This is a genomic window from Brevibacterium picturae (genome assembly GCF_030453725.1).
Classification (GTDB): Bacteria; Actinomycetota; Actinomycetes; order Actinomycetales; family Brevibacteriaceae; genus Brevibacterium; species Brevibacterium sandarakinum_A.
This window is the reverse complement of record NZ_JAKDJU010000096.1, coordinates 1-11,613: the sequence shown is the minus strand read 5'-3', so window position 1 is coordinate 11,613 and position 11,613 is coordinate 1. Positions and strand designations below refer to the sequence as shown.

Here is an 11,613-nt window from a genome sequence, read left to right as displayed (position 1 = left end):
TTGCTGAGGAACAGTGGAAACGAATCGAGCCACTTCTACCGTCCAACACCGGCAAGAGCCTGCGCGGCCTCGCGCAGGCAGAGCCCACGAGCGCACCCGGAAGTCAATCGTTCGTCGGGTGGCCGGAGTTCGGGTCGGCAGAGCGGGCCACATCCCGGCGTCGCGCCCACAGCCACACCCCCGCGGCGGTCAGCAGCATCAGGAGTGTTCCCGGCCACATCACTTCGCCGTGCCCGGAGCTGCGGTCGATGGTGATCTCGCTGGAGAAGAAAGAGGCGACCATGAGCAGGATGGCGTTGTTGACCGCGTGCAGCACAACGGCCCCCTCGATCCCCCCGGTGCGCCAGGTGATCACCGCACAGGCCAGCCCGACCGAGAAGGTGTAGACGACCATCAACGGGTCTGCCAGTCCGTGCACGACGGTGAACATCAGGTTTGGCGCGAGCAGGGCCACCAGCAGCGAGACCGTGCGCTGCGTGGTGAATGAGCCGAAGCTGCGTGCCAATAGGCCGCGCGCGGCGTACTCCTCGCCGGCCCCCTGCAGCGGGCTGGTCAGAAGCCCGATCACGAACAGGACAATCGTGCTGGCCAGCGTGGCCGACGGCCCGCTCACCCCGGCCGCCTCGGGGTTCATCAGCGTCCAGACGATGCCGTACACGATCCACACCGGCACCAGCACGCCGGCTAGGTTCAGTGCCAGCTTCCACCGGAAGCGGCCGTGCACCGAGTGCATCCAGCGTCCGGGTTGACCGAACAGCAGCCGTTGCAGGCCGAGAGAGATCGGGATCAGCAATCCGATGGCAAGGTTACTGGCGAGCAGCCGGGCCGGGCTCATCGCCACCACTCCGTCACCCGGCGTCTCCGGTGGCACCAGGCCCAGGCCCAACGACCCCGAGACGGCGGTCAGTCCCCACGTGAGCGTGAAGGTGCTGACGACATAGGCAACGGGGATCAGCACGATCGCCAGAACAGCCTTCCACCACCGGTAACCAGGGGTGCGCAGGAACTGGTGGTATTCGGTCGGTCCCGATGGCAGGGCAGGATCTCTAGAGAGGTTCGCGTGACAGTCGTGGATTCGCATACATTCCTTTTCGACGCGGACAGCATCCGCCGTCCGAGATGGTGGGTGTTTTCTCCTGGAGATCACGGAAGCTTTTGAAAGAGCTCACCCGTGACCGGCTGCGGCGGGACGGGGTCAGGCCTCGATTCCGTCGGCCTCAACGTCCAGCAGCCGGTGATGGCGGAAGGTGAGTGCTCGTTCGATCCCCGCGAGTCCGGCGGTGAGGGTGAGCGCTATGTTCACCCCTGCCGGCAAATCAATGGGAGAGGCGAACGGGGCGAAGCGATCAGCCCAGAGCGACAGATGGGTGACCAGCTCGAGCAGCTGTGGGGCGAGCAGGATCAGGTTGATCGTCAGCACGATGACTGCACCGACGGCCAGGCCACGCCCGACCCCGGGGTGGCGGCGGGAGAGCTGGGCGCGCCAGTGCTCGGGCGTCCCTGGCGCGGGATCGAGACGTCTCTGGCTGCCGTCGGCGCGGATCAGATGGATCCGCTGCATGCCGTACCTGCTCGCGGCGACCTCGATCCGGTCCGGTCCGAGGGGGAATCGGACCGGCATGTCGGAGCTCTGCACGTGCCGGTCGTCCCTGTAGAGAGAGGCCCGGCCCGACAGGTGATCGACATCGACCGTCGCGGTCGACGCGTCGTGAAGGTCGATCGTGAAACGCGTGCGCTGCAACGAGAGGGACGGGCGGAATGCCGGTAAAGGCGAACCACGCACTGGAACGGGTGTCAACCAGTCCCCTTCATTGCCATCGAGCCCCTCGAAACCGTCGATCCGACCGCTGCCATACGGATCCTTCCGCGCCGCGCCTTCCCAGGGGTCGTGCTCGTCGCTCACGTCTCGCACCGTCCAATGTCGTGAAAAGAGAGATCATCGACGCAGAATTTCTTTAGCATGCTCATGCTACACAACAATAGCATGAAGATGCTAGATGCGCTAGAGTGGGCGCATGGTCCAAAGAGTCGACCCGGATATCCGCCGGGAGCAGATCGCCGACGCCGTGATCGAGGAGATCAACGCGCACGGGCTTCGCTCGGTCACCCTCGCGCGCATCGCCGCTCGCACCGGCCTGGCCATCGGGAGCATCCGGCACTATTTCAGCGACAACCTCCGCGAGGTCATGCGCTTCACCTTGGGAATCCTGATCCAGCGCGTCGTGCGCCGCGACGTGGGACTCTCCGACGATCCGGAAGCGCGGATCACGGACGCCATCGTCTTCGCCGCACCCACCAGCGAGCAGGAGCGCAAGGAGAACACCGCGCTTGTCGAATACCGGGTCATGGCGCGCACCGATCCGGAGCTCGCAGCCGACATCGCCGCAGCCTCACTCGCGGGCACCGAAGCGATCCACGCTCTGCTGCGTCAAGCATTGGCCGGCCGCACGATCGACGAGGAGGCACTGCGTCGTGAAGCGCTCCTGCTGTTCACCTTGATCGAGGGGTTCTCGTTCAATTCGGCGCTGTCATCCGCCCCACTGCGGGAGGAAGAGGTCCGCGCCGCAGTGTCGGCGACCATGCACCGTCTGCGCGATGCCTACCCGTCTTCCGATGAAGCCGTCGAGTGAGCGGTCAAAGGAGACAGACCTAGGTCACGGTCGGCGAGACGTCTCGGTCACCAGTTGCTTCACTCGCTTCGAATCGGCGGCGATAGGCCGAAGGCGTGGTCTGGAATGCGGCAGCGAAGTTCTGCCGCAGGGTCACCACACTGCCGAAGCCGCAGTCGGCAGCAATCTGATCGATGGATCTGCTCGTGGTTTCCAGCGCCCTCCTGGCCTCGTCGAGGCGACGCGTTCGCACCCATGATGCGGGCGTGGCCCCCGTCGAATTACGAAACGCGCGGATGAAGGTGCGCACACTCATATGCGCGACGGCAGCCAGACGCTCGACCGACAGGGATTCGCCGAGGTGGTGCACGGCCCAGTCGAGGGCCCGGGAAATCGGATCGTCCTCGGAATGTTCCGGCAAGGGACGCTGGATGTACTGCGCCTGGCCTCCATCGCGGTGGGGCGCGATCACCAGGCTGCGCGCGACCTGGTTCGCGGCCGCGGCCCCCAGACGGGTCCGGACCATATGAAGGCAGGCATCCAGCGCCGAGGCGGTGCCCGCCGAGGTGATGACATCGCCGTGATCGATGTAGAGGACGGAATCGTCGATCTCCAGGTCCGGATGTCGCTGGGTGAGCTGGTCGAAGCCCTGCCAGTGCGTCACCGCCTTGCGGCCGGCAAGCAGACCCGAATCTGCGATGGGGAACGTGCCCAGGCAGAGGCCGGCGATGCTCGCACCCCGGTCATGGCTGTCAACGAGCAGCTGTCGCAGGGGCTGCCCAGCCGGGCGACCATCGTCGTACCAGGACGGAACGACGACAACCTCGGCGTCGGATGCCGTTTCCGGTCCGCTCACTCCGGTGATCTGATACCCCTCCGCCGTCGTGATCGGGTCGGCATCGTCGGAGAACAGAACGGTTTCCCACGGCGCGAGGCCCTGGCGGGCGACCTCGTTGAAGACCATCTGCGGCACGGACAGATGGAACATGGTGATGCCGGTGAAGGCGTAGATGGCGATGCGCACGGCGGGCTCCTCCGGATTGGCGTAATTCCATCGTAGATGAGCATTTGTGCTACTGGTAGTGCTCGGTCGCCACTCGCACACTGGAGATGTGACGCAGACACGCGCCACATCCTCACTCTCGACACCTTGGAGAACCGATATGTCTACCGCTCGCCGTGCCCTTGTCCTCGTCGATGTCCAGCAGCAGTATTTCGACGGCCCGCTGGAGATCCAGTACCCGGGCCATGATCAGTCGCTGCCGAAGATCACTGCGGCCATCGATGCCGCAGTTGCCGCCGACATCCCGGTCGCCGTCATCCAGCACACGATGGGCACCGAAGCCCCGGTCTTCAATCCGAACGAACCCGGATTCGCACTGCACCCCGAAGTCGAGAGCCGGAAAGCCGAGTCCTGGAAGTCTGTGGTCAAGAAGTACGGCTCCGTCTACGCGGACACCGACCTGGAACCGTGGCTGCGTGAGAAGGGCGTCGACACCGTCACCCTCGTCGGGTACATGACCAATAACTGCATCCTCGCCTCGTCGGCAGAGGGCGAAACCCTTGGTCTCACGACCGAGGTGCTCTCCGATGCGACCGGCGCGATCAGCATCGCCAATGATGCGGGCTTCGCCGATGCGAAGACCATCCACACCACAATCATGGCCGTCCTGCATTCGAACTGGGCCTCCGTCGCCTCCACGGAGGCTTGGACCCAGTCGTTGGCTTCTCAGGAGCCCCTGCCCAAGGGAGACCTGGGCAGCTCGGCGGTCACCGGTGCACAGAAGGCAGGGCAGAACTGATCCAGACCGAAAGGGCGAATACACCAATGAAGATGACGCAGGTGCGCAACGCCACAATGGTGATGGAGTACGAGGACGCCACGGTCCTCATCGACCCGATGCTCGGAGCCAAAGGATCGATGCCCCCGTTCCCCTGCGCAACGGGGGACACCAGTCGCAACCCGCTGGTCGACCTCGTCGTTCCACTCGAGGAGCTTCTCACACCAGACGCCATCGTGGTCACGCATACTCACGCTGACCACTGGGACCCTGCGGCCGCGGCTCTCCTGCCGCGCCACACACCCGTGCTCGCCCAGCACGCCGAGGATGCCGCGTTGATCTCCGGCGAGGGATTCACCGATGTGCGGATCCTCGAGACCACCACGGTGATCGGCGGAGTCGAATTCACCCGCGCAGGTGGGCAGCACGGCTCCGACGAGATCCTCGAGGCGATGCCCGAGGTCGGGGAGGTCATGGGTGTGATCCTGCGGCATGGAGACGACCCCCTCGTCTACATCGCCGGCGACACGATCCTGACCGATGAGGTCCGGAAGAACCTCGATCAGGTTGCTCCCGATGTCGTCGTCCTCAATACGGGCGAAGCGGTTCCGTCAACGTTGGGCCCCATCATCATGGGACCCGAGGACGTCGTGGAGGTGGCAGGACTCGCCCCGCAGGCGAAGATCGTGGCCTCCCATCTGGAAGCGCTGAACCATTGCCCCGCCACACGCGAAGATGTCCGCGCGGCAGCGGCGGCACATGCCATCTCCGAACGAGTAGTTGTGCCAGAAGACGGCGAGACTCTGCTGTTCTGAACATTTGGGAATTCGTAGGGCCCCGCCCTCGAATCCGACTGCCTGCCCTCGAAGCCGAATCAGTCCGATTATGAGGTCAATCGGCTGAGAAGGTCCCTGACGCGATCGTTGATGTCGTCGCGCACCATGCGCATGCGCTCGATTCCCTCGATCCCGCGCCCGGAGGGTTCATCGGTGTCCCAGTTCTCGACAGCGGTGCCCTCCGGCGCGTGGACCTTCGCCTCGCGACCCAGAGTGACGACGAGGTCGGCACCTTCCAGGTCTGCCTCGGTGATCGGTTTCGGGCTCCCCTCACTGATGTCGATGTTCCACTCGGCAAGTGACTGCACCGAGAGCTGATTGAGCGCGGCTCCGGGCGTTGTGCCGCCGGAGCGGACGTCGACCGAATCTCCGGCAATGTCACGCATGAGACCGGCGGCCATCTGCGACTTTCCGCCGTTCTTCACACAGACGAAGAGGACGCGGGGCGGTGTGTTCATCAAGCCTCCTGGTGTTCGCTGCGTCCGTGTTCCAGTCCGGTGGGAATGCCCAGCGTGACGGGCTCCGCCGGCGCACAGCAGCCGGTGTCGTCTGCCGCGGGCGCCGGCTCTGCAGCAGAGGCAGGCTCACAGCACACGGCGCTATCGGCTGTCGGCGCAGTGGCTGTCGTTGTTTCGCACGAGGAGCCGATGTCGGCCGCGCAGACCCCCGTCTCGGGGAGGACGAGTTCGACCCTGTCCGCAGCGGCCCGGTCACCGGCGATGGCGGCAACGATCGAGCGGATCTGTTCATAGCCGGTGGCCATGAGGAACGTGGGCGCGCGCCCATATGACTTCATGCCCGCAATGTAGAAGTCCTTCTCCGGGTGAGCCAGGAGGCGAGCGCCATGGGGAGCGACTGTGCCGCAGCTGTGATGCTCGGGATCGATGAGTGGTCCCAGTCCGGTGGGTGCCTCGACGACGGGATCGAGATCGAGACGGATTTCGCGGAGGAAATCGAGGTTCGGCCGGAAGCCTGTGGTCGGAACCACGCGGTCGACGTCGAGAGAAACTGACCCTTCTGGAGTCGTGCCGGTGACGGCGAGTTTGTCCGAAGTGGGAGTCAGGTCCGTGATGGTCACCGAGGTGTGTACCTCGATGTCTCCGGCCTCGACGAGGTTGCGCAGTCGGGTGCCGAGTGCTCCGCGGGCCGGGAGTCCGTCTTGGTCTCCGCCGCCGTAGACGCTGGCAGGGTCGGAGCCGCGGATGGCCCAGCTGATGCGGGTGGCCGGGTCGGCTTCGCGCAGATGTCCCAGCGCCAGCAGAGTGTTGGCTGCCGAATGCCCGGCGCCGACGACGAGTGTGTGACGGCCGGCGAACTGTGCCCGGTCTCGGCCGAGGACGTCGGGCAGCGGCGACGTGACGAGTCCGGCCTCGCGAGCCGCTGTTTCGCCGAGGGCCGGCAGTCCTGCCTGCCCCAGAGGGTTCGGGCTCTCCCAGGTGCCGGAGGTGTCGATGACGGTGCGAACCCGGTGGTCTTCGACCTGCCCTTGCGAGTTCTGGGTGCGGACGAGAAAAGGAGCGTCACTGCGGCCCGGGGTACGTGTGCGGTCTTTGCCGACACGGCTGACAGCGATGACGCGTGTTCGAGTGCGGATGGTCTCCCGCAGCGGCTCGGTTGCCGCCAGCGGTGCAAGGTAGTTCGCGACGAGTTCGTCCCCTGTGGGCAGGTAGTCTGCTTCGGGTTCCACCCAGCCCGTCGGCTCGAGCAGGTCCCGGGCTGCCTGATCGATGTTGTATTTCCAGGGCGAGAAGAGTCCGATGTGACCCCACTCGCTGACTGCTGCGGCTGGTGTCGCACCGGCTTCGAAGACGAGTGGCTTCATATCGCGAGCGATGACATGCGCGGCGGCGGCCAGGCCGACCGGGCCGGCACCGATGATGGCAACCGGAAGTTCGGACAATGGCGTGAACTCAGTCATGAGGCGTCCTTAGTGGAAATCGTGGAAGCGTTGGAATCGACAGCAATGGACAGGCTGGCCAGCAGCGCCTCGATGCGGGAGCGGATGTCGTCGCGGATGGTGCGAACGGCCTCGATTCCCTGGCCTGCCGGATCGTCGAGGCCCCAGTCCTCGTAGCGTTTGCCGGGGAAGATGGGGCAGGCGTCGCCGCACCCCATGGTGATCACCACATCCGAAGTCTTCACGGTATCCGGGGTGAGGATCTTTGGCTGCTGGTCGGTGATGTCTATTCCCACCTCAGCCATCGCCTCGGCGGCGGTGGGGTTGAGCATGTGGGCCGGTTCGCTGCCCGCGGAGCGGACCTCGACTCGATCGGCACCGAGCTCTCGGAGGAACCCTGCGGCCATCTGCGACCGCCCGGCGTTGTGCACACAGACGAAGAGCACGCTGGGCTTCGGCGCGGTTGATGTCATGAGTGCGACTCCTGTCGGTTCGGGGCCATCTGGCCTCCGGCGTGTTCACGGAAGAATCGACGTCGTGACCACAGTGCCACGTAGACGAGGGCGACGAGGATGGGGACCTCGATGAGGGGGCCGACGACACCAGCCAGGGCCTGCCCGGAGGCGACTCCGTAGGTGCCGATGGCCACGGCGATGGCGAGTTCGAAGTTGTTGCCTGCGGCGGTGAACGCCAGCGTGGTCGTCTTCTCATATCCCAGCTTCAGGGCACGCCCCACGATCATGCCGGCGGCGAAGACAATGATGAAGTAGATGAGCAGCGGCAGGGCGATGCGCGCGACGTCCAAGGGGTTCGAGGTGATCTCATCTCCCTGGAAGGCGAAGAGCAGGACGATGGTGAACAGCAGCCCGTAGAGAGCGAATGGTCCGATTGCGGGCAGGAACCGGTCTTCGTACCAGGTCCGCCCCTTCGTCTTCTCGCCGATGGTGCGGGTGAGGAAGCCGGCCAGCAGTGGGATGCCGAGGAAGACGAGGACGCTCAGCGTGATCGCCCAGAAGGAGAATTCGCCGCTCGTCGTCGGCAGTCCGAGGAGGTTCGGCAGCCATTGCAGGTAGAACCAGCCGAGGAGACCGAAGGCGAGGACCTGGAAGACCGAGTTGATCGCCACGAGGACGGCTGCGGCTTCACGGTCTCCGCAGGCGAGGTCGTTCCAGATGAAGACCATCGCGATGCACCGGGCGAGGCCGACGATGATCAGCCCCGTCCTGTACTCCGGCAGATCGGGCAGGAAGATCCAGGCGAGGGCGAACATGAAGGCAGGCGCGGCCAACCAGTTGATGACCAGAGACGTGATCATCAGCTTCTTGTCGGCAAGCACCCGACCGGTCTCGTTGTAGCGGACCTTGGCCAGCACCGGGTACATCATCACCAACAGCCCCAGGGCAATCGGCAGGGACACATCGGCGACCTTCACCGAATCGAGTGCGGCTGCGAGTCCGGGCACGAGTCGGCCGAGCAGCAGCCCGAGAATCATCGCTGCGATGATCCACACCGGCAGGAAGCGGTCGAGGGTCGACAGTTTGACCTGGGCCGGTTCATTGGTGGCGGTGGCTGGGGTGCTCATCGAACTCCTCGGACGATTCTGCTCACGACTGGTGTCTTCGCTCATGACAGGTGACTCTGCTCAGGACAGAAGTCGACCGGCCACAAACATCGATGGTTATCGATATGAATCCAACCACCACATATCGACAACTGTCAATATATGGGCATAATGGACAGGTGACTGTTGAACAGACATTGCCCGCACCCGCCTCGGCGGCCTGCTGCACTCCCCTGACCGCCGAACCTCTGGATTTGGCCGAAGCACAGGACTTCGCCCGGATCCTCAAGGCACTCGCCGACCCGACACGACTGCGCCTGGTTTCCTTGGTCGCCGCCCACGAGGGCAATGAGGCCTGCGCCTGCGATCTCATCGATCCGGTCGGCCTGGGCCAGCCCACAGTCTCACACCATCTGAAGATCCTCGTCGATGCCGGTGTCCTCCACCGCGAGAAGCGAGGAATCTGGTCCTACTACTCGCTGGCGGCAGAGACCCTGGAGCGCATCGCGGCGTTCCTGTCGCCTGCGTAAGATGCAACACGAACCACTCCCCGAAGAAAGCAGTGAGGTCAATGACTGCGACTGGCAAGACCGTCCTTCAGGCAAGTCTGGATGTCTTCCGCACCCATGGAATGACGACGATCTTCGGCAATCCGGGATCGAACGAGCTGCCGTTCCTGGCAGGACTCGGCGACGACTTCCGCTTCGTCCTCGGCCTGCATGAGCAGGTCGTCGTCGGTATGGCCGAGGGCTTCTCGCGCGTCACGGGACGTCCGGTCCTGGTCAACCTGCATACCGCGTCCGGGTCCGGCAACGGGATGGGGGCGCTGACCAACGCCCATTACGGCCATGTTCCGCTGGTCGTCCTGGCCGGACAGCAGGTTCGCCGAACGGTGGGCCAGGAAGCCATGTTGGCCAATCCGGACGCCGCCACCCTGCCGACGCCGCTGGTGAAGTACTCCCATGAGCCGCTGTCGGCCACAGACGTTCCCCGGACTCTGTCCCAAGCCGCCTTCGAGGCAACTACCCAACCCAGCGGACCCGTCTATGTGTCGGTTCCCTTGGACGACTGGGACGAGGTGGCTCTCGACGACGATGACCTGCTGACGACACGAACGGTGTCGACCGGGCGAGGTCTCGATCCGCAGCAGCAGCGGGAACTGCTCGCCTCTCTTGATGGGGCGAAGCGTCCCGCCCTCGTGGTCGGCCCTCAGGTGGATGCCGCTGCTGTCACTGATCCCAGCGTCTCCGAAGCGGTGATGTCGCTGGCGGAAAAGCTCGACGCTTCCGTGTATGTCGCGCCGTCGCCCACCCGCTGCCCCTTCCCGACGACCCACCCGAACTTCGCAGGTGTCCTGGTTCCCGGGATCAAGTCGGTGCGTGACCAACTGGCCGACCATGACGTCGTCCTGGTGCTGGGTGCCGCAGTGTTCAGATATCACCGGTGGGAACCATCGAACTACCTGACTCCCGGCACCGAGGTCATCCAGATCACCCAGGACCCACGCGAGGCCACCCGGGCACCATTCGGCAAGGCACTCATCACCGATATCGCCAGCACCGCCGTGACTCTCGCCGAACAGATCACCGATCGCGGCACCCGACGCGGCGAACGTGGCTCACGGATCATGAGCCCCGCGGCCACCTCGGCGGAGGGGATGACCGGCGCAGAGGTACTCGAGGTGCTCAACGAGCAGGTCAATGACTCCGTGTCCTATGTCAATGAGACCACCACCTTGGACCTCGACTACCTTGAGCGTGTCGCCATCGACCGACCCGGCATGTACAGCTTCCCCGCGTCCGGCGGTCTGGGCTTCGGGCTGCCTGTCGCCGTCGGAATGTCGATCGGAGCACCGGAGAAGACCATTGTCGCCACCGTCGGTGACGGCTCGGCCAACTACGGCATCACCGCCCTGTACACGGCCGCCCAGCTGCAGACGCGGACCGTGTTCGTCATTATCAACAACTCCGGCTACGGCGCCCTGGCAGGCTTTGCCCAGCGCATGGGCGTGCCCAAAGTCCCCGGGCTGGCCCTGGGCGGCATCGACTTCGTCTCCCTGGCCCACGGCTACGGGGTCCCGGCGAAGCAGACGTCCACCCGCGCCGAGTTCGCCGCCGCCTATCGGGAGGCACTCGAGGCGTCGGGCCCGGTGCTCATCGATGCTTCGATCGTCTCGTGATGATGGGGTGAGGGCTCCGAGCCGACGGAAAGCCGACGTGTTTGCCCCTCGTGCAGCGATCTCGATATCCTGAGAAGTGAGCAACAGCCGCAAGAAACGGTCGGGACGACCCGAACGCAATCAGTCACGATGAGGACGGCCTCGAAGAACAGGAATGTCCGTCATGACTGCCGCCCTACGCAGCATTCTCACTCCGTCTGCCATCGTTCGCCTGGCACTCGGCTGGGGTGCCTTCGCCGCGCTTCTCTTCGCCGGCCCACTGCTGGCCCCACCAGTCCCCGCTCCACTCCTGGTGACAGCACTGATCATCATCGTCGGCGTCATCCTCGTCTGCGCCTTCGGCGTCGTCAACGAAGCCGAGCACCTGGCCCGCCGCCTCGGCGATCCCTACGGTTCGCTCGTCCTCACGCTCTCCATCGTGCTCATCGAGGTGGTGCTCATCGCCGCCGTCCTCTTAGGCCCCGGCGAGCACGCGACGATCGCCCGCGACTCCGTCATGGCCGTGTCGATGATCATCCTCAATGCCGTCATCGGACTGTGTCTGCTGGTGGCAGGGCTGCGACACGGGCGCCTCGCCCACAATCGCACGGGCGTCTCGACGTACCTGTCCCTCATCATCGTCCTCGCGGCCCTCGCCTTCGCATTGCCGGCCCTCATCGGCACGAACGGCAGCTACGAGGAATGGCAGGAGATCCCGATCATCGTGCTCACGATCGGCATCTACGCCTTCTTCCTCTACCGCCAGATGGG

Annotated in this window: 13 protein-coding genes; 6 read left to right on the top strand and 7 right to left on the bottom strand. The window is 64.8% G+C overall.

The features are described from left to right. Positions 1 to 103: 103 nt before the first annotated feature. Positions 104 to 1,081 carry a CPBP family intramembrane glutamic endopeptidase gene (locus tag L0G76_RS10420; RefSeq protein ID WP_304357172.1) on the bottom strand — a complete coding sequence of 326 codons (978 nt, stop codon included), beginning with the start codon at positions 1,079 to 1,081 and terminating at the stop codon, positions 104 to 106. Positions 1,082 to 1,195: 114 nt separating this feature from the next. Then, the gene (locus tag L0G76_RS10415; protein ID WP_096159627.1) at positions 1,196 to 1,903 is read right to left on the bottom strand and encodes a hypothetical protein; all 708 of its coding nucleotides are present in this window, start codon (positions 1,901 to 1,903) and stop codon (positions 1,196 to 1,198) included. 112 nt (positions 1,904 to 2,015) lie between these two features. Between L0G76_RS10415 and L0G76_RS10410 the strand changes: the two genes are divergently transcribed. After that, on the top strand, positions 2,016 to 2,630 hold the full coding sequence (locus L0G76_RS10410) for a TetR family transcriptional regulator C-terminal domain-containing protein (RefSeq protein ID WP_096159629.1): 615 nt from the start codon (positions 2,016 to 2,018) through the stop codon (positions 2,628 to 2,630). A gap of 19 nt (positions 2,631 to 2,649) precedes the next feature. Here the strand turns inward: L0G76_RS10410 and L0G76_RS10405 are convergent, their stop codons facing one another. Next, a complete protein-coding gene (locus L0G76_RS10405; RefSeq protein ID WP_304357171.1) occupies positions 2,650 to 3,633 on the bottom strand; it encodes a GlxA family transcriptional regulator in 984 nt (327 codons plus the stop codon). A gap of 139 nt (positions 3,634 to 3,772) precedes the next feature. On the opposite strand from L0G76_RS10405, the gene L0G76_RS10400 reads away from it, so the two are divergent. Beyond that, positions 3,773 to 4,411 carry an isochorismatase family protein gene (locus L0G76_RS10400; RefSeq protein ID WP_096159633.1) on the top strand — a complete coding sequence of 213 codons (639 nt, stop codon included), beginning with the start codon at positions 3,773 to 3,775 and terminating at the stop codon, positions 4,409 to 4,411. 26 nt (positions 4,412 to 4,437) lie between these two features. Beyond that, complete coding sequence (locus tag L0G76_RS10395; RefSeq protein WP_096159634.1) at positions 4,438 to 5,205, top strand: MBL fold metallo-hydrolase; 768 nt, start codon at positions 4,438 to 4,440, stop codon at positions 5,203 to 5,205. Between the two features lie 68 nt (positions 5,206 to 5,273). On the opposite strand, the gene L0G76_RS10390 is transcribed toward L0G76_RS10395, so the two are convergent. The 4 genes from L0G76_RS10390 to arsB are packed head-to-tail and all read right to left on the bottom strand — an operon-like array spanning position 5,274 to position 8,705. Next, positions 5,274 to 5,684, bottom strand: a complete 411-nt coding sequence (locus L0G76_RS10390) for an arsenate-mycothiol transferase ArsC (RefSeq protein ID WP_096159636.1) — start codon at positions 5,682 to 5,684, stop codon at positions 5,274 to 5,276. Continuing rightward, positions 5,684 to 7,144 (bottom strand): NAD(P)/FAD-dependent oxidoreductase, encoded by a 1,461-nt coding sequence (locus L0G76_RS10385; protein WP_304357170.1) that lies wholly within the window; start codon positions 7,142 to 7,144, stop codon positions 5,684 to 5,686. The genes L0G76_RS10390 and L0G76_RS10385 overlap by 1 nt, the downstream gene beginning before the upstream one ends. Then, entirely contained in the window at positions 7,141 to 7,596 is a 456-nt protein-coding gene (locus L0G76_RS10380) for an arsenate reductase ArsC (RefSeq protein WP_304357169.1), read from the bottom strand. Before L0G76_RS10380 ends, L0G76_RS10385 begins: the two co-directional genes overlap by 4 nt. Then, positions 7,593 to 8,705 carry an ACR3 family arsenite efflux transporter gene (gene arsB, locus L0G76_RS10375; RefSeq protein ID WP_304357168.1) on the bottom strand — a complete coding sequence of 371 codons (1,113 nt, stop codon included), beginning with the start codon at positions 8,703 to 8,705 and terminating at the stop codon, positions 7,593 to 7,595. The genes L0G76_RS10380 and arsB overlap by 4 nt, the downstream gene beginning before the upstream one ends. Positions 8,706 to 8,863: 158 nt before the next feature. Between arsB and L0G76_RS10370 the strand changes: the two genes are divergently transcribed. The 3 genes from L0G76_RS10370 to L0G76_RS10360 form a co-directional block, all read left to right on the top strand. Next, positions 8,864 to 9,214: an ArsR/SmtB family transcription factor gene (locus tag L0G76_RS10370; RefSeq protein WP_304357167.1), complete on the top strand. Its 351-nt coding sequence runs from the start codon at positions 8,864 to 8,866 to the stop codon at positions 9,212 to 9,214. A 41-nt stretch (positions 9,215 to 9,255) separates the two neighbouring features. After that, entirely contained in the window at positions 9,256 to 10,863 is a 1,608-nt protein-coding gene (mdlC, locus tag L0G76_RS10365; protein ID WP_304357166.1) for a benzoylformate decarboxylase, read from the top strand. 163 nt (positions 10,864 to 11,026) lie between these two features. Beyond that, a partial coding sequence (locus L0G76_RS10360) for a calcium:cation antiporter (RefSeq protein ID WP_487247004.1) occupies positions 11,027 to 11,613 on the top strand: 587 nt, incomplete at its 3' end.